Origin of the sequence: Nocardia cyriacigeorgica (assembly GCF_005863245.1) — a bacterium.
Lineage (GTDB): Bacteria > Actinomycetota > Actinomycetes > Mycobacteriales > Mycobacteriaceae > Nocardia > Nocardia cyriacigeorgica_C.
This window is the reverse complement of the sequence record NZ_VBUT01000003.1, coordinates 77,066-99,354: the sequence shown is the minus strand read 5'-3', so window position 1 is coordinate 99,354 and position 22,289 is coordinate 77,066. Positions and strand designations below refer to the sequence as shown.

The 22,289-nt window shown below is 68.4% G+C and carries 25 protein-coding genes and 1 riboswitch; of the genes, 11 read left to right on the top strand and 14 right to left on the bottom strand.

Annotated features, from left to right (window positions below; all coding sequences use genetic code 11):
• Positions 1-55: 55 nt before the first annotated feature.
• The 4 genes from nrdE to FEK34_RS07005 all read right to left on the bottom strand — a co-directional run bounded on the left by nrdE (position 56) and on the right by FEK34_RS07005 (position 4,007).
• On the bottom strand, positions 56-2,137 hold the full coding sequence (nrdE, locus tag FEK34_RS07020) for a class 1b ribonucleoside-diphosphate reductase subunit alpha (protein ID WP_249358919.1): 2,082 nt from the start codon (positions 2,135-2,137) through the stop codon (positions 56-58).
• 62 nt (positions 2,138-2,199) lie between these two features.
• Positions 2,200-2,676 carry a class Ib ribonucleoside-diphosphate reductase assembly flavoprotein NrdI gene (gene nrdI, locus FEK34_RS07015; protein ID WP_138447069.1) on the bottom strand — a complete coding sequence of 159 codons (477 nt, stop codon included), beginning with the start codon at positions 2,674-2,676 and terminating at the stop codon, positions 2,200-2,202.
• 40 nt (positions 2,677-2,716) lie between these two features.
• Positions 2,717-2,947 carry a glutaredoxin-like protein NrdH gene (gene nrdH / locus FEK34_RS07010; RefSeq protein WP_138447068.1) on the bottom strand — a complete coding sequence of 77 codons (231 nt, stop codon included), beginning with the start codon at positions 2,945-2,947 and terminating at the stop codon, positions 2,717-2,719.
• A 490-nt stretch (positions 2,948-3,437) separates the two neighbouring features.
• Complete coding sequence (locus FEK34_RS07005) at positions 3,438-4,007, bottom strand: NAD(P)H-dependent oxidoreductase (RefSeq protein ID WP_138447067.1); 570 nt, start codon at positions 4,005-4,007, stop codon at positions 3,438-3,440.
• Between the two features lie 199 nt (positions 4,008-4,206).
• Between FEK34_RS07005 and FEK34_RS07000 the strand changes: the two genes are divergently transcribed.
• Positions 4,207-4,833: a TetR/AcrR family transcriptional regulator gene (locus FEK34_RS07000; RefSeq protein ID WP_249358917.1), complete on the top strand. Its 627-nt coding sequence runs from the start codon at positions 4,207-4,209 to the stop codon at positions 4,831-4,833.
• Positions 4,834-4,839: 6 nt separating this feature from the next.
• Positions 4,840-5,664 carry an ammonia-dependent NAD(+) synthetase gene (gene nadE / locus FEK34_RS06995; protein ID WP_138447065.1) on the top strand — a complete coding sequence of 275 codons (825 nt, stop codon included), beginning with the start codon at positions 4,840-4,842 and terminating at the stop codon, positions 5,662-5,664.
• A gap of 109 nt (positions 5,665-5,773) precedes the next feature.
• Here nadE and FEK34_RS06990 read toward each other — a convergent pair whose 3' ends face one another.
• The 4 genes from FEK34_RS06990 to moaA all read right to left on the bottom strand — a co-directional run bounded on the left by FEK34_RS06990 (position 5,774) and on the right by moaA (position 9,184).
• Positions 5,774-7,027 carry an RNA polymerase sigma factor gene (locus tag FEK34_RS06990; protein ID WP_138447064.1) on the bottom strand — a complete coding sequence of 418 codons (1,254 nt, stop codon included), beginning with the start codon at positions 7,025-7,027 and terminating at the stop codon, positions 5,774-5,776.
• A gap of 9 nt (positions 7,028-7,036) precedes the next feature.
• Positions 7,037-7,750 (bottom strand): YciI family protein, encoded by a 714-nt coding sequence (locus FEK34_RS06985; protein ID WP_138447063.1) that lies wholly within the window; start codon positions 7,748-7,750, stop codon positions 7,037-7,039.
• A 140-nt stretch (positions 7,751-7,890) separates the two neighbouring features.
• Entirely contained in the window at positions 7,891-8,133 is a 243-nt protein-coding gene (locus FEK34_RS06980; RefSeq protein ID WP_138447062.1) for a MoaD/ThiS family protein, read from the bottom strand.
• On the bottom strand, positions 8,126-9,184 hold the full coding sequence (moaA, locus tag FEK34_RS06975; RefSeq protein ID WP_249358836.1) for a GTP 3',8-cyclase MoaA: 1,059 nt from the start codon (positions 9,182-9,184) through the stop codon (positions 8,126-8,128). The genes FEK34_RS06980 and moaA overlap by 8 nt, the downstream gene beginning before the upstream one ends.
• A 130-nt stretch (positions 9,185-9,314) precedes the next feature.
• Here moaA and FEK34_RS06970 point away from each other — a divergent pair, with 130 nt between their 5' ends.
• From FEK34_RS06970 to FEK34_RS06955, 4 genes are all read left to right on the top strand, one after another.
• Positions 9,315-10,535, top strand: a complete 1,221-nt coding sequence (locus FEK34_RS06970) for a molybdopterin molybdotransferase MoeA (RefSeq protein WP_138447061.1) — start codon at positions 9,315-9,317, stop codon at positions 10,533-10,535.
• A gap of 38 nt (positions 10,536-10,573) precedes the next feature.
• A complete protein-coding gene (moaCB, locus tag FEK34_RS06965; protein ID WP_432760939.1) occupies positions 10,574-11,569 on the top strand; it encodes a bifunctional molybdenum cofactor biosynthesis protein MoaC/MoaB in 996 nt (331 codons plus the stop codon).
• A complete protein-coding gene (locus tag FEK34_RS06960; protein WP_138447060.1) occupies positions 11,556-11,987 on the top strand; it encodes a molybdenum cofactor biosynthesis protein MoaE in 432 nt (143 codons plus the stop codon). The genes moaCB and FEK34_RS06960 overlap by 14 nt, the downstream gene beginning before the upstream one ends.
• A gap of 212 nt (positions 11,988-12,199) precedes the next feature.
• Entirely contained in the window at positions 12,200-13,207 is a 1,008-nt protein-coding gene (locus FEK34_RS06955) for an AraC family transcriptional regulator ligand-binding domain-containing protein (RefSeq protein ID WP_138447059.1), read from the top strand.
• A gap of 48 nt (positions 13,208-13,255) precedes the next feature.
• Here FEK34_RS06955 and FEK34_RS06950 read toward each other — a convergent pair whose 3' ends face one another.
• From FEK34_RS06950 to FEK34_RS06935, 4 genes are all read right to left on the bottom strand, one after another.
• Positions 13,256-13,444, bottom strand: a complete 189-nt coding sequence (locus FEK34_RS06950) for a hypothetical protein (protein ID WP_036538696.1) — start codon at positions 13,442-13,444, stop codon at positions 13,256-13,258.
• A gap of 190 nt (positions 13,445-13,634) precedes the next feature.
• Entirely contained in the window at positions 13,635-14,669 is a 1,035-nt protein-coding gene (locus FEK34_RS06945) for a CobW family GTP-binding protein (protein WP_138447058.1), read from the bottom strand.
• Positions 14,670-14,728: 59 nt separating this feature from the next.
• Positions 14,729-15,919 (bottom strand): N-acetylmuramoyl-L-alanine amidase, encoded by a 1,191-nt coding sequence (locus FEK34_RS06940; protein ID WP_432760934.1) that lies wholly within the window; start codon positions 15,917-15,919, stop codon positions 14,729-14,731.
• Between the two features lie 285 nt (positions 15,920-16,204).
• Entirely contained in the window at positions 16,205-16,711 is a 507-nt protein-coding gene (locus tag FEK34_RS06935) for a sigma-70 family RNA polymerase sigma factor (RefSeq protein WP_249358102.1), read from the bottom strand.
• Between the two features lie 250 nt (positions 16,712-16,961).
• Here FEK34_RS06935 and FEK34_RS06930 point away from each other — a divergent pair, with 250 nt between their 5' ends.
• The 4 genes from FEK34_RS06930 (at position 16,962) to FEK34_RS06915 (ending at position 19,793) form a co-directional block, all read left to right on the top strand.
• A complete protein-coding gene (locus FEK34_RS06930; protein ID WP_138447055.1) occupies positions 16,962-17,348 on the top strand; it encodes a hypothetical protein in 387 nt (128 codons plus the stop codon).
• Positions 17,349-17,410: 62 nt separating this feature from the next.
• On the top strand, positions 17,411-18,160 hold the full coding sequence (locus FEK34_RS06925) for an SDR family oxidoreductase (RefSeq protein ID WP_138447054.1): 750 nt from the start codon (positions 17,411-17,413) through the stop codon (positions 18,158-18,160).
• Between the two features lie 24 nt (positions 18,161-18,184).
• A complete protein-coding gene (locus FEK34_RS06920) occupies positions 18,185-18,586 on the top strand; it encodes a PaaI family thioesterase (protein ID WP_138447053.1) in 402 nt (133 codons plus the stop codon).
• Positions 18,587-18,833: 247 nt separating this feature from the next.
• The gene (locus tag FEK34_RS06915; protein ID WP_138447052.1) at positions 18,834-19,793 is read left to right on the top strand and encodes an SMP-30/gluconolactonase/LRE family protein; all 960 of its coding nucleotides are present in this window, start codon (positions 18,834-18,836) and stop codon (positions 19,791-19,793) included.
• A gap of 42 nt (positions 19,794-19,835) precedes the next feature.
• On the opposite strand, the gene FEK34_RS06910 is transcribed toward FEK34_RS06915, so the two are convergent.
• Complete coding sequence (locus tag FEK34_RS06910) at positions 19,836-20,300, bottom strand: PaaI family thioesterase (RefSeq protein WP_138447051.1); 465 nt, start codon at positions 20,298-20,300, stop codon at positions 19,836-19,838.
• A gap of 137 nt (positions 20,301-20,437) precedes the next feature.
• Positions 20,438-20,507: riboswitch (guanidine-III (ykkC-III) riboswitch) on the top strand.
• 17 nt (positions 20,508-20,524) lie between these two features.
• On the opposite strand from FEK34_RS06910, the gene FEK34_RS06905 reads away from it, so the two are divergent.
• The gene (locus tag FEK34_RS06905; RefSeq protein WP_138447050.1) at positions 20,525-20,839 is read left to right on the top strand and encodes a DMT family transporter; all 315 of its coding nucleotides are present in this window, start codon (positions 20,525-20,527) and stop codon (positions 20,837-20,839) included.
• 16 nt (positions 20,840-20,855) lie between these two features.
• Here FEK34_RS06905 and FEK34_RS06900 read toward each other — a convergent pair whose 3' ends face one another.
• Positions 20,856-22,187 carry an MFS transporter gene (locus FEK34_RS06900; protein ID WP_432760933.1) on the bottom strand — a complete coding sequence of 444 codons (1,332 nt, stop codon included), beginning with the start codon at positions 22,185-22,187 and terminating at the stop codon, positions 20,856-20,858.
• Positions 22,188-22,289: the final 102 nt, after the last annotated feature.

Genomic DNA, 22,289 nt, shown 5'->3' with positions numbered 1-22,289 from the left:
GAAATGGCGCGGACCGGTGTTCACCGATCCGCGCCACCGGCGTGCGGGGGTTATCTCACAGCATGCAGCTGACGCAGCCCTCGACCTCGGTGCCCTCCAACGCCATCTGCCGCAGCCGGATGTAGTACAGGGTCTTGATGCCCTTGCGCCAGGCGTAGATCTGGGCCCGGTTCAGATCGCGGGTGGTGGCGGTGTCCTTGAAGAACAACGTCAGCGACAGGCCCTGGTCCACGTGCTGGGTGGCCGCGGCGTAGGTGTCGATGATCTTCTCGTAGCCGATCTCGTAGGCGTCCTCGTAGTACTCGAGGTTGTCGTTGGTCATGTAGGGCGCCGGGTAGTAGACGCGCCCGATCTTGCCTTCCTTGCGGATCTCGATCTTCGACGCCACCGGGTGGATGGAGCTGGTGGAGTGGTTGATGTAGGAGATCGAGCCGGTGGGCGGCACGGCCTGCAGATTCTGGTTGTAGATGCCGTGCTCCATGACCGAGGCCTTCAGCTCACGCCAATCGTCCTGGGTGGGGATGTGCACGCCGGCCTCGTCGAAGAGCTGACGCACCCGATCGGTCTTGGGCTCCCACACCTGGTCGGTGTACTTGTCGAAGTACTCGCCGCTGGCGTACTTCGATTCCGGGAAACCGCCGAAGTAGCTGCCGCGCTCGATGGCGATCCGGTTCGACGCCCGCAGCGCGTGGTAGACCACGGTGTAGAAGTAGATGTTGGTGAAGTCGATGCCCTCTTCGGACCCGTAGTGGATCCGCTCGCGCGCCAGAAATCCGTGCAGGTTCATCTGCCCGAGACCGATCGCGTGCGACTGGTTGTTGCCCTGCTCGATGGAGGGCACCGAGTAGATGTGGGTCTGGTCCGAGACCGCCGTCAACGCCCGGATCGCGGTCTCGATGGTCTTGGCGAAGTCCGGCGAGTCCATCGTCTTGGCGATATTGAGCGAGCCGAGGTTGCAGGAGATGTCCTTGCCGACCTTCGAGTAGGACAGATCGTCGTTGAACTCCGACGGGGTGGAGACCTGAAGGATCTCCGAGCACAGGTTGGAGTGGGTGATCTTGCCCGCGATCGGGTTGGCCCGGTTCACCGTGTCCTCGAACATGATGTACGGGTAGCCCGATTCGAACTGCAGCTCGGCGATGGTCTGGAAGAACTCGCGCGCCTTGATCTTCGACTTGCGGATGCGCTTGTCGTCGACCATCTCGTAGTACTTCTCGGTGACGTCGATATCGGCGAACGGCTTGCCGTAGATGCGTTCCACGTCGTACGGCGAGAACAGGTACATGTCCTCGTTCTTCTTCGCCAGTTCGAAGGTGATGTCGGGGATCACCACACCGAGCGAGAGGGTCTTGATGCGGATCTTCTCGTCGGCGTTCTCCCGCTTGGTGTCGAGGAAGCGGTAGATGTCGGGGTGGTGGGCGTGCAGGTACACCGCGCCCGCACCCTGGCGCGCACCCAGCTGGTTGGCGTAGGAGAAGGAGTCCTCGAGCAGCTTCATGATCGGGATGACGCCGGAGGACTGGTTCTCGATCTTCTTGATCGGCGCGCCGTGCTCACGGATATTGCTGAGCAGCAGCGCCACCCCGCCGCCGCGCTTGGACAGCTGCAACGCGGAGTTGATGGAGCGCCCGATGGACTCCATGTTGTCCTCGATGCGCAGCAGGAAGCACGACACCGGCTCGCCGCGCTGCTTCTTGCCCGAGTTGAGGAAGGTGGGGGTGGCCGGCTGGAAGCGGCCGTCGATGATCTCCTCGACCAGCTCGCGGGCCAGCTGCTCATCGCCGGCGGCCAGCGTCAGCGCGACCATGCACACGCGGTCCTCGAACCGCTCCAGGTAGCGCTTACCGTCGAAGGTCTTGAGCGTGTAGGAGGTGTAGTACTTGAACGCGCCGAGGAAGGTCGGGAACCGGAACTTCTTGGCGTAGGCCTGCTGGAACAGGCTCTTGATGAACTCGCGGCTGTACTGGTCGAGTACCTCGCGCTCGTAGTAGTTCTCGTCGATCAGATAGTCCAGCTTCTCGTCCAGGTTGTGGAAGAAGACGGTGTTCTGATTGACGTGCTGCAAGAAGTACTGGTGGGCGGCCTCGCGGTCCTTGTCGAACTGGATCTCGCCGTTCGGGCCGTACAGGTTCAGCATCGCGTTGAGGGCGTGGTAGTCGAGTACCTCGCCGCCCTCGGCGCCCCGGATCGGGGCCTGCTCTAGGCGGGCCGTCTTACCGGTCGGTGCTGTCGTTGTTGCTGCCAAAACAATCCCAATCCCTCTCGGACGCGCTCGACGTCCTCCGCGGTTCCCATGAGTTCGAAGCGATACAGGTACGGCACCCCGCATTTGCGCGAGATCACCTCTCCCGCATAGCAGAAGGTCTCGCCGAAGTTCGTGTTGCCGGCCGCGATGACCCCGCGCAGCAGGGCGCGGTTGTGCGGATCGTTGAGGAACTTGGCGACCTGCCGCGGTACGAAGTCCTTGTCGGACCGGCTCCCCCCGAGTACGTGCCGACCGCCCCCGTAGGTGGGGACGATCAGCACGTAGGGTTCGTCGACGCGCAGCGAATCGGCGGTGTGCAGTGGTATGCGAGTCGCCGGGAGACCCAGCTTCTCGACGAAACGATGTGTGTTCTCCGACGCGCTGGAGAAGTAGACCAGCGCGTTGCCCGAGGATTCGGAAGTCCCGGACATGGCCACCTCCCTCTCACATCGGAAGGACGGATGCGTCGGATCAGGCCGCGACGGCCAGCGACTTGATGCGGTCGGGCCGGAAACCGGACCAGTGCTGCTCGCCCGCGACGACCACGGGGGCCTGCAGGTAACCCAGCGCCATGACGTAGTCACGCGCCTCGGCGTTCTCGGAGATGTCGATGACTTCGTAGTCCACCCCGGCCTTGTCGAGGGCCTTGTAGGTGGCATTGCACTGGACGCAAGCGGGCTTGGTGTACACGGTGATGGTCATTGATGATGTCCCTCTCTCCTATGCCTGATCCACAGCCGGTGATCCGTATGCAGTGCCTGTGACAGCAAGATCCTGTGTTGCTGCGCAAACTCCTGGATCTGGCCCGAAATCCCCTGCTCGGGCCGGTCCTCACTGGGTCGGGCTAGGTGCTCTCGCTTGCCCCGCTCCAGTACCGAAGACACTACACCTAGTGGCCGACACTTTGGAACAACACGACATGTTGCGAGTCACAAGAATGAAATTTCGTCGCCGTAAGTCCCAGGACAGTCGATTCGCAAGCCGACACGACCGTGGCGCAGATCACAATTCGATACCTCGGCGCTTCCCCAGCAAACCCTTCCATCACGCCGGTCACAAGCGTCTCGATGGCCTCTCTGCGTCCATCACGCCCCATCGCCACCACCCTAGAAGGGCGCTCGCGCGACCCGGAGACGACAGCGCCGCCCGCCTCCCCGAGAGGATGCGGACGGCGCTGTCGGCAGTCGGGTGATCAGGCCGAGACGAGCTCGTCTCGCGCGGCACCGAGCAGCTCGGTGAGCGTGGCCGACAACTGGGTCAGCGCTTCGGCGTCCTCACGCGGATGCGTGTCGGCGAAGCGCTCGCCGATGGTGGCGAAGTGCAGATGCGCGGTCTCGACGACTCGCCCGCCCGCGACACCGACCGACTTGACCGCGTCGCCGTGCGCCCAGCGCGCCGCGTTGGGGCTGATGGAGGCGCTCACCACCGCGACCGGCTTGTCCTTGATGGCGCCGGCACCGTAGGGCCGCGAGAGCCAGTCGATGGCGTTCTTCAGCACGGCGGGCAGGGTGCCATTGTACTCGGGGGTCACCAGCAGCAGCGCGTCGGCCTCGACCGCGGCGGCGCGCAAGGCCTGTGCGGCGGCGGGCACCGCACCCTCGACGTCGAGATCCTCGTTGTAGAACGGGATCTCGGCGAGGCCCTGGTAGATCGAGATCGCGGCGCCCTCGGGCGCGATCTGCACCGCGGCTTCGGCGAGCCGGCGGTTGATCGAGCCGGCGCGGAGGCTGCCGACGAGGGTGAGAATACGGGTCTGGCTCATGGTTTCTCCTGGTCTACTGGTAGCGACTACCGATGTAAGCTATGGTTTCGATAACCGGACCACGGTCCGAATAATTCCTACCGGAGTAGGCGAGCCACCCGTGAGCTACAACACCTCTGTGCCCGAACCCCTCGCACCAGGTGCCACCCCGCCCGCCGACCGCGCCCACCCCCGCGCGCGGGCGGGCGTCGCCGGACCGCTGCTCGACCTCGGCGCGCCGCTACCGGGAGCTGCCGAGCCCACCGAGCGCGCCGACGCCGCGCGCAACCGTCAGCTCCTGCTCGACGCCGCCCAGCAGCTGGTGCGCGAGCACGGCGTCGACGGCCTCACCATGGATGCCCTCGCCAAACGCGCCGGCGTCGGCAAAGGGACGGTGTTCCGCCGCTTCGGCAACCGGACCGGGCTGATGCTGGCCCTGCTCGACCACTCCGAACGCAAGTTCCAGGAAGCGTTCATGTTCGGGCCGCCCCCGCTGGGCCCCGGCGCTTCGCCCGTGCAGCGGCTGGTGGCGTTCGGGCGGGCTCGACTGCTCGATATCGAGGTCGAGGGCGAGGGCGAGCTGCACCGGGCGGCGGAGATGGGTTCGGCCGACGAACACTACGGTGGACGGCCCTACAACCTGCGCAAAACCCATGTCTCGATGCTGCTGCGCGAGGCCGGAACCCCCGGCGACATCCCGCTGCTGGCCGATTCGCTGCTCGCCGCGTTGAGCGCCGCGCTGGTGCTGCACCAGATCCGGGCTCAGGGCTACACCAGAGACCGGATCGGCGATCACTGGGAAGGTCTCGTTCGGCGTGTGGCGGGCCCGCTCCCGCCAGTAGAGTGAGCGGCTATGGGGAACCTGCGTGCACAGATCATCGCCGAGCTCGGCGTCCAGCCGTCCATCGAGCCGAAAACCGAGGTCCGGCGCCGGATCGATTTCCTCAAGGACTACCTGCGCGCCACACCGGCCACGGGCTATGTCCTCGGTATCAGTGGCGGCCAGGACAGTGCGCTGGCAGGGCGGCTGTGCCAGCTCGCCACCGAGGAGCTGGTGGCCGAGGGTGTCGAGGCCACCTTCATCGCGGTGCGGCTGCCCTACGGCGTGCAGGCCGATGAGGCGGACGCGCGGATCGCGATGAATTTCGTCTCGCCGCAGCGCTCGGTCGTGGTCAATGTGCGGCCGGGCGCGAATGCCGTTGCCGCCGAGGTCGCCTCGAGCTTGCAGGTGCCGAAGCTGCGCGATTTCGTGCGCGGCAATATCAAGGCCAGGGAGCGGATGGTGATCCAGTACGCCATCGCCGGCCAGGAGAACCTGCTGGTGGTCGGCACCGATCACGCGGCCGAGGCGGTCACCGGCTTCTTCACCAAGTTCGGTGACGGCGGCGTCGACCTGACCCCGCTCACCGGCCTCACCAAGCGTCAGGGCGCGGCGCTGCTGCAGGAGCTCGGCGCACCGGCCTCCATCTGGTCCAAGGTGCCGACCGCCGATCTGGAAGACGACCGCCCGGCCCTGCCCGACGAGGAAGCACTCGGCCTGCGCTACAGCGAGATCGACGACTACCTCGAGGGCAAAGAGGTCAGCGCCGAGGTGGCCGAGCGGGTGGAGGACATCTTCCTGAAGACCCGGCACAAGCGCACGGTGCCGGTCACCCCGCTCGACGACTGGTGGCGCTGAGCCGCGCGGCCTGACGGCTCCGCCGGATCGCCGAATGCGCGCGGCGCGGCTGCGGTGAGCGACTCCGATTGCGCCGTTCGGGCGTGCGTCCGACCTCGCTGAATCGTCGTCAGTCCGACGCCTCCGTTTGCTCGACGGCGGTCACCTCGGCGAGGCGGCGGCGCAGGAACCGCGCCGCCGGATCATTGCCGACCCGCGCCAGGGCCTCGCGATAGTGTTGCGCCGCTTCGCGATGGCGTCCGGCCCGGCGCAACAGATCCGCACGGGTGGCCGGCACCAGGTGGCTGCCCGCGAGTCTCGGATGGTCTGCCACCTCGTCCAGAGCCGCGAGCCCGGCCTCGGGACCGTCCCGGAAGCCGATGGCGACGGCGCGGTTCACCGCGACCGCGGGCGTCCAGGCCTCGGCTGTCAGGTCGTCATAGGCGGAAACGATGGCGCCCCAATCGGTCTGTTCCCAGCTCGGCGCCACGGCGTGCGCGGCGGCGATCCGCGCCTGCGCGAGGTATTTTCCGCCGCCGCCGTCCTCGGCGGCCGCGACCAGGCAGGACAGTCCGGCGCGGATCTTCGACCGGTTCCAGCGGCGGCGATCCTGCTCCTCGAGCGGAATCAGCTCGCCGTCCGCGGTTCGGCGTCGGTCGCGGCGGCTGTCGGTGAGCAGCATCAGCGCCAGCAGCGCCCGCGCCTGCGGTTCCCGGGGCATCAGCTCGCACAGCAGGGTGCCGAGCCGAATCGCCTCATCGCACAGCTCATCTCGCACCGCCTGCGGCCCCGAGGTGGCGAAGTAGCCCTCGGTGAACACCAGATAGATGCAGGCCAGCACGGCCGCAGTGCGTTCGGGCAGCAGCTGCGCGGACGGCACGCGCAGCGGGATGCCCGCGTCACGGATCTTGGCCTTGGCCCGGCTGAGGCGTTGCGCGACCGTGGATTCCGGTTGCAGGAAGGCCCGCGCGATCTCGGCCGTGCGCAGCCCGCACACCAGCCGCAACGTCAGCGCGACGCGCGACTCCGGGGCCAGCGCCGGATGGCAGCAGGTGAAGATCATCCGCAGCTGATCGTCAGCGATCGACACCACTTCCGGCTCCTCGTCCTCGGGTGCGAGTCGGGCGGCGGCGTATTCCTTGGCCTCGCGGGAAGATTCGCGCCGCAGCCGATCGAGGGCCCGATGCCGGGCAGCGGTGGTGATCCAGGCGCCCGGGTTGTCGGGTCTACCGCGCTCGGGCCAGGTGCGCAGCGCGTCGGCGAACGCCTCCTGCACGGCGTCCTCGGCGGCACCGATATCGCCGGTCAACCGGGCCAGCGTGGCGACCGCCCGGCCGAACTCGGCGCGGTAGACGCGATCGAATTCGGCCGGATCAGTCGTCATCGAGCGCCGCTACTGCCCGAGGTCGACGATCTGGCGCAGTTCGGTGCGGCCCTTGGCACCCAGCGGGATCTGGGCGGCGATCTCCGAGGCCGCCTGCCGGTCGGGGGCCGCGAACAGGTACAGCCCGTCGACGACCTCAGCGGTCTCACCGAAGGGACCGTCGGTGATGGACAGTTCACCCTCACGCATGCGCAAGGTGGTCGCCGACGACGGCGGCCGCAGCGCACCACCACCGCGGATCGCGTCACCGACACGCTCCGCGAAGCGCTCGTGCTCGGCCAGCGCGGCCGCCCATTCCGGGGTGTCCGGCGCGATCACCGCGTCGGCGCGATCCCAGAGCAGCGCCATCCACCAATCGGCGCCTGGGACGTCGTGCGGATTCCACTGCACCAGCGGGCGCAGCTCGATCGCACCGGTCTCGACCGCGGGAAGCTGCCGGGCCAGTCCGATGGCCTCGTCGAGGTCGGCCACATCGAAGACGTAGAACCCGCCGACCACCTCGGCGCCCTCGGCGAACGGGCCGTCGGTGATCAGCGTGGTGTCGCCGTCGCGGGTGACGTTCACCGCCGTACTGGATGGATACAGGGCCGCGCCGCCCGCGATGGCCGCGGTGACCCGCTCCTCGAATTCCGCATACCGCTGGACCTCCGCGTCGAACTCCGCGCTGCCCGGAAGGGCTTCCGGATCGTCATCGCGCCCGACGAGCAATGCCAGGTACTGCATGGCGTCATCCTTCCTCGAATCGGAGGAGCCCGATACCCCTCTCATCTGCACGACGGTCGGAGTTCGCGGTTCTCGACATCGCTGGCGGAAATTTTCGTCGGATCAGGCTCGCCAGCGGCCCGAGCGGGCGGACAGCGAGATCAGCCGCCGGCGAACGGCGGCAGCACGTCGACGCGCGGGGTCAAGGCCGTGGCGGCGTCGCGGGTGAGTTCGTCACCGACGAGGTAGGCGCAGACATCGAGCATCTTGTCCAGGTCGGGGCCGTACTCGCGGGCCAGGGCGGTGCGCAGATCGCCGACGGTGGCGCCGGCGGGGAGGTCGAGCGTTTCGGTGTCCTTGCCGACCGCGTCGGCGATGGCGGCGAAATAGCGGACCTCAACCACCGATGGCTCCCATCGTCCGTTCGGGTGGGACGAAACCGGCCGCGTCGATACCGTGGCCCGCCCACTTCTGCCACATCGCGCCGCGCCACAGCTGCGCGATCTCGGCGTCGTCGGCCCCCGAGCGCAGCACCGCGCGCAGGTCGAACTCCTGATCGCTGAACAGGCACGAGCGCAGCATGCCGTCGGCGGTGAGCCGGGTGCGGTCACAGGTGTCGCAGAACTTCCTGGTCACCGACGCGATGATGCCGACGGTCGCGGGGCCGCCGTCGACCAGCCAGCGTTCCGCCGGCGCCGACGGATCGGATCGTCCGGCGGCGGTGAGTTCGAATCGGGTGCCGAGCACGTCGAGCAGTTCGGCCGCGGTCACCATATTCGCGCGCGCCCACTCGTGGTCGGCGTCCAGCGGCATTTCCTCGATGAACCGCAGCTCACAGCCCTCGTCCAGACACCAGCGCAGCAGATCCGGCGCACCGGCGAGCGTCTGGCGCATGAGCACCGCGTTGACCTTCATCGGGGCCAGGCCCGCGTCGCGGGCGGCGCGGATCCCCGCGAGCACCGAGTCGAGCCGGTCACGACGGGTGAGGGTGGCGAAGCCGAATCGGTCGACGGTGTCCAGCGAGACATTGACCCGGCCCAGCCCGGCGCGCGCCAACCCGTGCGCCCGATGCTCCAATCCGACCCCGTTGGTGGTCATGGCCAGCGGCGTCCCGGGCACCTGTTCGTGGCAGCCCGCGATGATCTCTTCCAGGTCGCGGCGCATGAGCGGCTCGCCGCCGGTGAAGCGGACCTCCCATATGCCCAGCTCACGCACGGCGAGGGTGACCAAGCGCACGATCTCGGGGGCGGTCAGCAATTCCTCACGTGGAATCGCGGGCAGGCCCTCTTCGGGCATGCAGTAGGTGCAGCGCAGCGAGCATTTCTCGGTGATGGAGACCCGCAGATCGCGGGCGACGCGGCCGAATCGGTCCACCAGCAGCGGTGTTTCGGGGCGGCCGTCGAGCGAGGGACGCCCGGACCGCACGGCGGGGATGCCCATCTCGACCAGCGTCACCCCTCCATTATGACCCGTCGGCCGCTGGGCACCACGGCGCCGTCACCGTCACCGCACCTCACAATCGCCGCCTTCCGCAGGTGAGGCGATGGCCGCGACCATGCCCGCGACCTGCGATTAGGCTGATCGCATGACTTCCCGGTCCGCTACCGTCGCCGTCCGGTCCGTCGACGATTACCGCGACAGCATCGAGGCGCTGCTGCGTCCGCTCGCGGCGCGACCGGTCGAGACCGTCGCCGTGTCCGCCGCGCTCGGCAGGCAGCTGGCCGACACCGTGCACGCCCCCGTCGACCTGCCGGTATTCCGCAACTCCGCGATGGACGGGTACGCGGTGCGCGCGGCCGACGTGGCCGTCACACCGGTGACGCTGCCGCTGTCGGGTGTGGTCGCGGCCGGCGATCCCGGCCTGGAGCCGCTGGCGCCCGGCACCGCGCGGAAGGTGATGACCGGCGCGCCGGTGCCGCCGGGCGCCGACTGCGTGGTTCCGGTGGAAGACGCGCGCGGCGAGGCGGGCGCCGTCGTCGTCGAGCGTGGGCGCAGCCGCGGCGAATTCGTGCGGGAACCGGGCACCGATGTGCGCGCCGGTGACGAACTGGTCGCCGCGGGCACCCTGCTGGCGCCCCGGCATATCGCGGCGCTGGCGGCGGTCGGACTGGCGAGCGTGCGGGTGTTCGAGCCGATCCGGGCGGTGGTGATCACCAGCGGTGACGAACTGGTCCCCGCGGGCACCGCGCTGGCGCCGGGCCAGATCTACGATTCCAATGGCATCGCGCTGGCCGCCGCGCTCACCGCCAACGGCGTCACCGTCACCGGCGTCGAGCACAGCGGCGACCAGCCCGCCCAGTTCCGCCGGATACTCTCGGCCGCAACGCGTTCGGCGGACGTGGTGTTCACCACCGGCGGGGTGTCCAAGGGCGATTTCGAGGTGGTCAAGGATGTGCTGGAACCGATGGGCGGGCAGTTCGGCTCGGTCGCGGTGCAACCGGGCGGCCCGCAGGGGCTGACCGTGGTCGACGGCGTCCCGGTGCTCAGCTTCCCCGGTAATCCGGTCAGCGCGATGGTGTCGTTCGAGGTGTTCGCGCGGCCGATGCTGCGCCGGCTGGCCGGGCTGCCCGACGTGGAGGTCTTCGAACTGCCGCTGCTGAGCGCCCTCCGCTCGCCGCAGGGCCGCCGCCAGTTCCTGCGTGGCCGGCTGGCCCATAGCGCGGGCGGGCCGCGGGCGGTGGAGGTGGTGTCCGGGCCCGGCTCGCATCTGGTGGCGAGCATGGCGGCCGCCGATGTGCTCATCGATGTGCCCGCCGAGGTCGGTGCCCTGCCGGTCGGCGCGACTGTGCGAGTGTGGTCGCTGTGAACGAGCTGTCGCATGTGGACGCCGAGGGCCGCGCCCATATGGTTGATGTGAGCGCCAAGGCCGAGACCACCAGGGTCGCGGTCGCGGCGGGTGAGCTGCGCACCACCGCCGAAGTGGTCGCATTGGTGCGCGCCGACGATATGCCGAAGGCCGATGTGCTCTCGACCGCGCGGATCGCGGGGATCGCGGGTGCGAAGAAGACCTCCGAGCTGATTCCGCTGTGCCATCAGCTGGCGTTGTCGTCGGTCAAGGTGGCGTTCGGGTTCACCGAGGATTCGATCACCATCGAGGCCACCGCGAAGACCAAGGGTCCCACCGGTGTCGAGATGGAGGCGCTGACGGCCGTCGCGGTCGCCGGGCTCACGCTGCACGACATGGTCAAGGCCGTCGATCCGGCGGCCGTGCTGACCGGGGTCAGGCTGCTCACCAAAGACGGTGGTAAGCACGGGCATTGGCAGCGGCCCGGGGCGGAGTCCGATGGTGTCGATCAGGCAGCGCCGGTCAGCGCACCCGAAATGCGGGCGGCCGAGGTGTCCGCCGATTCCGCGCAGCCGGGCAAGTCGGCCGTCGTGCTGGTCGCCTCGACCGGTGCGGCCGCCGGAACCCGGACCGACACCACCGGGCCCGCACTCACCGAATGGCTTCGCGGCCTCGGGTTCTCGGTGCGCGGACCGCTGATCCACGCCGACGCCGATATCGCGGCTGGTCTCGCCGAGGCGCTGCGCGAGGCGCCCGCGCTGGTCGTCACCACCGGCGGCACCGGCGCCTCCCCCACCGACGCCACCCCGGAAGCCACCCTGGCCGTGCTGGATCGGGAGCTGCCCGGCGTCGCCGAGGCCATCCGGCAGCGCGGCACCGCGAAGTTCCCGCTCGCCGCGTTGAGCCGCGGGGTGGCCGGGCTGGCCGGCCGGACGGTGATCGTGAATTTGCCGGGCTCTCCCGGCGGGGTCAAGGACGGTATCGCGGTGCTCGAGCCGTTGCTCGGGCATCTGCTGGCTCAGGTCGCAGGAGGCGGTGACCATGACAACGGGTGATCTGGTGCGGCTGGCCGAGATCAGCGATCGGCCACTGGATCCGGCGGTCGCCGACGCCGCCGTGGCGGGCCCCGAACACGGCGCGGTGGTCGTGTTCACCGGGGTGGTGCGCAATCACGATGGCGGGCAGGCGGTGTCGGCGCTGGAGTATTCGGCGCATCCGGAGGCGCAACGCTTTCTGCGCCGCTGCTGCGCAGCGCAGGCCGAATCCTCGGGATTGCCGGTGGCCGCGGTGCATCGGGTGGGCAGCCTGACGATCGGCGATCTCGCCATCGTGGTGGCCGTCGCCGCACCGCATCGGGCCGAAGCGTTCGCCGCCTGCGCCGAACTGGTGGACCGGATCAAACACGAAGTGCCGATCTGGAAGCGGCAAATGTTCGCCGACGGGCTCTCGGAGTGGGTCAACGCCTGCGGCTGAGCGTTCGACCTGCGGCGGAGCATGCGTGGTCGCGGCCGGACTGTCGTTGCCGGGACAGCTCGGCGCACTCGCGAGATGTCGCACACGGGACAGATTTTCCGCATTTACTCGGGAATTCCATCGGGTAAACTCTCGCCGCATTCAGTGACGAGTCATGGGATGTCCGTATACGGTGGCCGTCAGGTGCTTCCAGATCTCCCGCAGGAGAGGGCATGCGTACTGACCAGGTCACGTTGCATCGGTTCGTCATCGGCGAGCTCACCGCGGCCGGATTGGACCGGAACAAGCTGATCCGGGATATCGGACTCCCCTCATGGGCCCTGGCCAGCCCCGAGGCCTACGTGCCGAGCGAGATCTTCGCCCGCCTGTGGGAGGTCGCCGAACACGAGCTCGGCGATCCGGCCGTTCCGCTGCGGGTGGCAGGCAGATACAGCATGGGCGCACTCGGCCTCTACGACTACTTGTTCTCCACAGTGCCCGATCTCGGCTCCGGACTACAGACCCTCGGACCCTATGTCACCGCCGTGACCACCAACCACCGCTGGGGACTGGCCGCCGAGAACGACGACGAAGTCACGCTGTCGATCGAGATGGTCGACCCTAATGGCCACAGCCGGGACCGGATTCACCTGTGGGGGTTGGCCGCCGTGGTGGCGCGCAGCCGGCTGGTGATCGCCGCACCGGTGGTCCCGGTGCGGGTGCGGTTGACCCAGGCTCCGCCGAAGTCACTGGACGCCTATATCGAACTCTTCGGCACCACCGATATCGAATTCCGGGCGCCGATCGACGCGGTCACCTTCCGTGCCACCGATATGAATCTGCCGCTCACCTCGACCGATCCGACCCTTGCCACGGTGCTCAAGCCCTTGGCCGACGCCCTGCCCCCGCCTCCGCCGCTGGCCACTACCTGGGCGGATCAGGTGGCCACGGCCTTGGCCAAGGCCCTGGAAGTCGGTGAGGTGTCTCTGGAAGCGGTGGCGCGCCGAATGGCGACCAGCCCGCGGACCTTGCAGCGACGACTCATGGAGGCAGGCACCACCTGGCGCCAGGAGGTGGACCGGGCACGCGCCGCGCGACTGGCCGAGGCCGCCGCGACCGGTCCGATCACGCGGGCCAGGCAGGCGCAGCTGCTCGGCTATACCGATCCGGGTTCGCTGCGGCGTGCGGCGCGGCGCTGGTCGATCACCGCCGCGCACCGCCGGTGCGAGCAGTTGGACTGAACGTCGCCGGCCCGACCCGAGGCCGGCGACGTCCGGTCGATGCGGGTGTTACTTCAGGAATCTAGCGGCGATGCGCCAGAAGGTTCCGCCCTCGATGGACCGGAAGTCCCAGCTTCTGGCGGCCGCGTGGGAGGCGGCGACGATCGCGGGAACGTCGAAATCGTAGCGGGTGGCGGTTCCTTTGGCCTCCAACGCGGCGATCACATAGGCAGTGGCAGTTTCCCTGGTCGCGTACATGACCCTCTCCCCTCGTCGAGCGAACTTCGAAACTGTCCGCAGTGCGCCGGGGGCCCACAGAGGCGACACGCCTAGTGCGGCGACACGACGAACATGTTTACGAGTTTTGTGCGACGGGTACGGTCGCGCCAGCGCCTATTGCGCCACTTTGGTGATAAACGCGCCAATTTCGGATTATGCGGAACGCGACTCAATGCGGAACGCATCGCCAGACCGGCAGCATCGAGGGCTCGTCCAGCAATTCCTCGCCGGTGTGCACCGTCTCGTTCAGGCGTTTCAGTGCCAGTTCGGTATCCAGGCCCGACCCGATGAGAACCAGTCTGCTGCTGCGATCCTCGCCGCGCCGCCACGTGGCGGGCTCGCACACGAGATGTCTTCCTACCATGTGCAGTACGAATTTGCGATGTTCACCGGCGACGGCGAAGGCGGCGAACCCCTTGGCGCGGAACAATCCCGGCGGCGGATCCTCGAAGAACCCGATCAGCTGCCTCGGATCGAGATCGCGGGAACTGGTGAACGACACAGTCACGTATTCATCGTGCAGATGACGATGACCGTCGCCGGGATCATGCTGATGCTCGGCGAGCAATTCGTCGAAACTCAATTGCTGCGCCACCCGCGGCGCTTCGCGCAGCGGTTCGTCGAACAGCAGCCCCGGCTCGATCCGGCCGTGGCTGGTCGCGTACACCGGAGCCGGCTCGATGAGCCCGGCGATCTCCGCGCGCAGCGCCGCGAGCTGCGCGGGTTCGACCCGATCCGCCTTGTTGACCACCACGAGATCGGCCAGCCGCAGATGATCGGCCAGTTCCGGATGACGCTGCCGGTGCGCCGGAAACTGTTCGGCGTCGACCACTTCCACCAGCCCGCCGTAGCGGATGCGCGGGTTCTCGCTGGCGGCCACCATGCGAATCAGGTTGCGCGGTTCGGCCAGGCCGCTGGCCTCGACCACGATGACGTCGATGCGAGCACTGGGCTGGGCGAGCCGGTCGAAGAGTTCATCCAATTCGCTGACGTCGACCGCGCAGCACACACAGCCGTTGCCGAGCGAGACCATGGCGTCGACCTGGCCCGCGACCAGCATCGCGTCGATATTGATCGCGCCGAAATCGTTGACGACGACCCCGATCCGGGTGCCGCGGTTATCGCGGAGCAGATGGTTGAGCAATGTCGTCTTGCCGGACCCGAGGAACCCGGCGACGATCACGACAGGAATCGACTGGGCCACCCCGACACCCTACTGGCATCCGCCGACGCCCTCTCCCCACGGCCGGTGCGGGCCGCCGGTCAGTCGGTCGGCGCGAACAGGGCGGCGGCCAGCGTGTAGGCCAGGTTGATCAGCTCCGCGGTGATCGCGGTGTCGTCCATGCCGAGTGCCTTCGCCAGCGGCATCAGCAATTCCATCACCGTGCCGACGATGCCGTCCTCGGAGTCCTTGGTGCCCGCCTCCGGGGAAGTGCTGCTGGACCCGCTCGGCGGCTTGGTGGTGCTCGGCGTCGACTTCGGTGTGGTCGTCGGCGCGGACCGGTCCTGCGGCGCGTTGGCGCCCGGAGCCGTCCTGGAGCTGTTCACACCCGGCCGTTGCGCCGGAGCCGCCGGGGTGGTCGTGGTGGTCGGCGCCGGGGAGGTTGTCTGCGCGGGAGTCGGCGACCCGGCCGGTGCCGGCGCCGGCGCCGGTGCAGTCGTCGTCGGAGCGGCGGTCGTCGTCGGGGCAGTCGTCGCCTGATCCTGCGGTGCGGGCGCCGCCGCCGGGGTATCGGCGCCGGTACCAGGCGCCGCGGCCGGGGTATCGGCCGACGGCGGTGCGCCGAGCAGGAAGCTCACCAGTCCGGTGGTGATGGCGATGGCGTGCTTCAGCTGCCCGTCGCCGGATTCCAGCAGCGCGGCATCCTCGGGGTTGGCGCCGTTGCCCATCTCGACGAACACATCGGGCACGGTCGTCAACGCGGGCCCGGCGACGTCGGCGCGGGTCTGCAAGCCGTCCACCACGCCCGCGTAGTTCGCCGCCGGGAAGCCCGAGGACACGTAGGCATCGCGCATCGCCTTCGATGCCGCCAGCCCGGCCGTGGACTGCACCTGATCGGCGGTGGGATCGGGGATCGGCAACTGCGGCACGATGACGTGGAAGCCTCGATACTGCGCGGGCGCGCCGTCGGCGTGGATGCTGACCGCGACGGCGGCACCGGAGGCGTTGGCGGCCGCGGCGCGTTCGTCGATGCATCCGCCCCAGCCGCTGTCGTCCTGGCGGCTCAGCACCACCCGGGCGCCGAGACTTTCCAGCGAGGCCTTGACCAGCTGGGCGACATTCCAGTTGATGGTGTGCTCGGCGACGCCGTTGAGCGTGGTCATGCCGGTGGTCTGGCAGTCCTTTGTGCCGCCGCGACCGTCGCTGACCTGCCGCGACAGGTTCTCGGTGTGATTGGGGCCCTGATGGCCGGGATCGAGGAAGACGATCTTGCCCGCCAGCTTGGTGGCCATCTCCGGCGATATCGGTTCCGCGGATGCGAGGAGGCCGGATGGGGCGAGCGCCATGGCCGTGCTGACGACGGCGCAGAGACCAGCCTTGACGAAGTTCGGCTTCATATGCGGTCGGCGCTCCGGGACGGAGCGCCCCTCCCTTCCCACTAGCTTCCCACTAGCAACACCAAACCCAGTGGTTCACTCTGGTCACAGCGGCAACCGCGGCGCAACCCTCGTTATGGAAGTGTGATCTGAGTCACGGACGTTTCTCGCCGTCACCGCAGGAAGGGATGTCAGTGCAGGTCAGGCCGCATCCGGAAGCTGCCGCAGGGTCCGCAGCGCGTAGTGCACCCTGGTCTTGACCGTGCCCACCGGGACGCCGAACTCGGCCGCGACCTCCTGATAGGCGCGATCGCGCAAGATCACTTCGACCACCGCGGCCCGCTGCGGATCGGTCAATCGGGCCAGCAGATCGTCGACCAGCAAACCGTCGACGAGGCCGTCGGCGAAGTCCGGATGCGAATAGCGGACATCGCTGAGTTCGGAGACCTCTTCCCAGCCGGTGTCGCCGGGCCTGCTCGCGCGCGCCCGTGCCATATCGATGAGGACGTTGCGCTCGATGGCCAGCAACCAGGTCCGCAGGCTGCCCTTGCGCTCATCGAACCGGGCACAGGACCGCCAGGCCCGCAGCAGCGTCTCCTGCACGGCCTGCTCGGCCAGGCCCTGATCGCCGAGCGCGTGCATGGCGCGCCAATGCAGTAGTGCGCGGTCCTCGGCCAGCACAGACGCCAGGCCGTCGTCGGTGCACAATCGAGCGCACCGTGTCCCACACGCGGATCCGGAAACCATTCGAGCCGAGCGACAACCTGTCATGTAAGAGATATCGCGCATGAACGCCTCGGTGACATCACTCACACCGATGAATTTGTGCGAATCGATGAGAAATCCCCGATTCGCCCGAATGGGATGCGCCGTTCTGGTAGATCTGCCGGGGGAGATTCGGGGATCTCAGACCGGCCGCCCAGGGCGGCGATCATGCGGGATTCGAGGAGACATCGTCATGCGTGCAGGCACGCTGGTCATCGCCGGAGCCATCGCTTCGGTCACCACATTGCTCGGCAGTGGGACCGCCGCTGCGGCACCGGCCACCGAGATGCCACACGACGGCGTCTATATCGTCGGCGTCGATATCAGTCCAGGACTGTGGGAAGCCCCGGGTACCCCCGACCCGGCGCACGGCTGCGATTGGCGGCGGCTGTGGAAGGTCGAAGGCGACAACACCGATATGCGCTATGTCCGGGCCAATAATTACACCCGCGAGCGCCCGGTCCGGGTCTTGATCGAGGCACACGATGTGGCCTTCCGGACGGTGAATTGCGGCCCGTGGCGACAATTGCCGACGCCGCCGAACAGTGGATCCGCCGGCGCACTCCCGACTCGCGGCTGATCGAACCGCACGGGCCCACCGGGCCGCTATCGAGCACCGTTCAACAGCGCTAGGGTCGGGTCATGACGAGGACCAAGATTCTGATCACCGGCGCCAGCGCGGGACTCGGCGCGGGCATGGCGCGGGAATTCGCCGCCAAGGGCCGTGATCTCGCGCTGTGCGCGCGCCGACTGGACGCGCTGGAGGCCTTGCGCGACGAACTGACCGCCGCCCACCCTGGCATCACCGTCGCGGTGCGCGCGCTCGACGTCGACGATCATGCGGCGATCCCTGGCGTCTTCGGCGAACTCCGCGAGGAGCTCGGCGGACTCGACCGGGTGATCGTGAACGCCGGGATCGGCAAGGGCGCCAAGATCGGTACCGGCCGCCCGGATGCCAATCTCGCCACCGCCACCACCAATTTCGTCAGCGCGCTGGCGCAGACCGAGGCGGCGCTGGCGATATTCCGCGAGCAGAACGCCGGCCATCTGGTCCTGGTCTCCTCGATGAGCGCGGTGCGTGGACTGCCCGGCAAGAAGGCCGCCTACGCGGCGAGCAAGGCGGGTCTGGCCGCACTCGGCGAAGGTCTCACCGTCGAACTGGCGAAGACACCGATCGCGGTGACGACCCTGCTGCCCGGTTTCATCGCCACCGATATGGCCGCCAAGGCGGGCGACGCGAAGATGGTGGCGCCGCTGGAGAAGGGTGTCGCCGCGATGGTCTCGGCGATCGAAGCCGAGCGGGTGCGAGCCTGCGTCCCCGGATGGCCGTGGCGGCTGGTCGATCTCGTGATGCCGCGACTCCCACGTGCGGTGATCGCCAAGTTCGGCTGACCGGTTTCGGGCACACTCGTGATCATGATCGATACCGAAGGCACCAAGCTGTTCCACCAGACCATGCCGTTCACCGAACGGCTCGGCGTCGAAGTACTCGAACACGGTCCCGCCCTGGTCCGCAGCAGGCTCGCCTGGGACGAGTCGCTGTGCACGCTCGGCGGGGCGATGCACGGCGGCGTGCTCATGTCGCTGGCGGATGCGACCGCGGCGGTGTGTGCGTTCCTCAACCTGCCCGAGGGCGCGAGCGGTACCACCACCGTCGAGTCCAAGACGAACTTCGTGCGCGCGATCCGGTCCGGACACGCGGTGGCCTCCAGCACCGTGCTGCATCCGGGCCGGAAGTTCATCGTGGTGGAAACCGAAATCCGCGACGACGCCGACAAACTCGTCGCGAAGGTGACCCAGACCCAAGCCGTGCTGTGATCGCGCCGATCAGCCCTTAAGCCGGCCTTAAGCCCGCCTCGAGGGTCCGGCGGCATCGTCATCGGTGCCGGCCGGACCTGTTCCGAGAGGGGGGAGCAGGTCCGGGCGGTGCGCAAAATCGCACGGCGGCAACCTTTCCGCGAACTCCACCGGGCTCCGCTCGCCCAGCTCGACGGGTTGCGGGGGGCTCGCCCGGCATCCTACGATCCCGCTCGGCCCACCGAACACCAGCAGAGACGGGATTGTCTTGCCGAACGCGCATCCGGGACCCCACAGTCCGCGCCGTCGCTTCACCGGCCGCCGCCTCCTCGGCGCACCCGCTGCCGCATTGCTCGCGGTCGCTGCCGGTTTCCTGGCACCGGCTCCCGCCCTCGCCGACCCCGCCTCGTGCCCGCCCGCCGCGGTATCGACGGCGACGGCCGCGCGGATCCCGCTGCTGGACTGGTCGGAGAACGTCGGCTTCGACGCCAACGGAAACCTTTGGGTTTCGCGCATCTTCCGCAATGTCGTGGAGCGCTACGACCGGGCGGGCAACCTCACCGCCACCGTGCCGGTCACCTTCCCCGGCGCCGTCCGGCCGGGCCCGGACGGGCTGATGTATGTCAACTTCGGCAACATCACCACCAGCACGATCATGAAGACCGGCGGCGTGGTGCGTTTCGACCCCGCCGCGGCGAACCCGGTGCCCGAGGTCTTCGTCGACAACATCGGCATGGCCAATGGCGCCGCCTTCGACGACGACGGCTACCTCTACATCACCGACACCGGCGGCGGCATCATCCGGGTGCGCCGCGACGGCAACATCGACCGTGAGTGGACCGCCGCCGCACCACAGGATTTCGGTCTCAACGGCCTCGTGGCGCACGGTGACGCGCTGTATGTGACGCTGCTGTCCAGCCCGACCGCACGGGTGCTGCGCGTGCCGATCGCCGATCCGGCGCATCCGAGCGTGGTGGCCGATCTATCGCCGCACTCGAATCCGCCCGCGCTGCCCGACGATCTCACCATCGCCCCGGACGGCATGCTCTACGTGAGCACCGCGACCGGCAGGCTGGTCCGCGTGGACGCGACCACCGGCGCCACCTGCACCGTGGCCACCACCCAGCCGATCACCGCGCTCGCGGTGTCCCCCGGTCCGGACGCAACGGTATTCGCCGGGACCGAAGGCGGCGACGTGCTGCGCATCCGGTTGAACCAGGGGAACTGACGGCGACGGGCGGCCGGCCATCAGCCGCCGCCCGCCTGCACGCTACTTGCCGTGTGCCCGAAGCTGGTAGAGCCCTTCGGTTTCCGCGACCACCACCCCGTCGGCGTCGGTGACCACCGCCTTCAGGGTGAAATCGGACTTACCCGCCGCGGTGGCCTCCGCGACGATCCGGTCGATCTCGGCATCCGGCAGCGTCGCCTCTGCCCGCACATCGGTCTTGGCCGGCTTACGGAAGTAGATGTGCAGATCCTTGACCAGCGGATAGAACTCCGAGTTGTCGAAGGTGGCGACGGCGATCGCGCCGCCGAGGATCTCGGCGACGGTGAACAGCACGCCCGCGTACATCACCCCGAAGTGGTTGCCGTTGCCCGCGACGGGCACCGTGGTGGCCGCGTAGCCGCGGCGCACCTCGACCGCCTGCACGCCCATGGTGTGCGCGATCGGGATGGTGTGCTCCATCGCCGCGTTCACGATCTCGGCGAAGGGAGGGGTGGCGTCGTCGCTCATGCGCAACAGTCCTTTCGACAGACTCGAACGTCCGGGCATCGCGTCCGGACCGGTGAGCGCCCTCGGATCATCCGATATTGGCACTGCGCCAATACTGGCACGGCGGAGCCGCCCGCGGTAGGTGGTCATCATGAGAAACAAGGCCGCCGGTCCCGCGGCCGACCGGACGATCGAAACCGTACCCGGGCAGCGACAAGACGGTATTCCCTGAAAGGAACACCGCCATGGCATGGGCAGTACTGGTCGTTTCCGGCGTCCTCGAAGCCGTCTGGGCCACCGCGCTCGGCAAATCCGAAGGCTTCACCCGCCTCGCGCCCTCGGCGGTCTTCGCCGTCGCGCTCATCCTGTCGATGGCGGGGCTCGCCTTCGCGATGCGCACCCTGCCGGTGGGCACCTCGTACGCGGTGTGGGTGGGCATCGGCGCCGCCCTCACCGTCGTGTACGCGATGGCCACCGGCAGCGAAAGCGTCTCCGTTATGAAGATCGGGCTGCTGGTGCTGATCGTCGGCGGCGTGGTGGGCCTGAAACTGGCCCACTGACGCCGCGCGACGACCGCTAAGCGACGGCAGCCTTCACCGTCACCGGGATCTCGTCGGTGCTCGCGTCGGGCACCTCGGTACCGCGGATCGAGGTGCCCGCCGTCTCCCGCAGGAACGCCCAGGCCACCAGGCCGATCAGGGTGGCGCCGATCATATAGAACGCCGGGAACAGCGACCAGCCGGTCGATTCGATGACGGCCTCGTTCACCAGCGGCGCGGTACCGCCGAACACCGCCGTCGACACGTTGTAGCCGAGCGCGAAACCGGCATAGCGCACGTGGGTCGGGAAGATGGCGGGGAAGGTCGCGCTGATGGTGGCCAGCTGCGGGATGTAGAACAGCCCGAGCACCACGAAGCCGAGCACCGCCCAGCCGGTGCCCACCCCCATCAGCCAGTACATCGGCACCGCCAGCACCGCCAACCCGACCAGCGAGACCAGCCACAACGGGCGACGGCCGACCCGGTCGGACAGGCCACCGAAGAACGGGATGCACACCATCATCACCAGCTGGCCGATCAGCATCATCGTGGTGGTGGTCGACTCGTCGAGACCGATCGTCTTCTGCAGGTAGGTGGGCTGGTAGGTGAGCAGGGTGTAGTTGACCACGTTCAGCGCGACCACCAGTCCGGCGAGGGTGAGCAGCTCACGCGGGTAGTTGCTGATCAGCTCGCGCAGCCCGGTCGGCGGGTGCGGGTTCTCGGCGACCTCGGTGAAGACCGGGGACTCGTCGAGCTTGGCGCGCAGGTACCACCCGATCAGGCCGAGCGGGATGGCCAGCAGGAACGGGATGCGCCAGCCCCAGTCGTGCATGGCCTCCGAGCCGACGGCGAGCTGGCAGGCCAGCACCACGGCCGAGCCGCCGACGAATCCGCCGAGGGTGCCGAATTCCAGGAAACTGCCGAGGAAACCGCGCTTGCGATCGGTGGCGCATTCGGCCAGGTAGGTCGCGGCGCCGCCGTATTCACCGCCGGTGGAGAACCCCTGGATCACCCGCAGCAGGATCAGCAGGATCGGCGCGATCACCCCCACCTGCCCGTGCGTGGGCAGCACGCCGATCAGGCCGGTGGCGGCGGCCATCAACAGAATGGTGGTGGCCAGCACCGCCTTGCGGCCGATGCGGTCGCCGAGCGGGCCCCACACCATGCCGCCCAGCGGGCGCAGCACGAAGGAGATGGCGAAGCCGAGCATGGTCCCGAGCGTTCCCAGGTCGCCGGGGAAGAACGCGTCGGTGAGATAGGTGGCCGTCGCGGCGTAGACGCCGTAGTCGAACCACTCGGTGGCATTGCCCATCGCCGACGCGGCGACCGACCTCTTGATTCGCCCGGCTTCCGGTGTTCGGTCCGTCACGAGCACGTCCTCTCCGGCCGCCGAACCACCCCTGCTGGCTCGACCGGCACTGATCCGATCAGCCCATCGGCGGCAGTGGTGGCCGAGGGCGCGATACGAAGA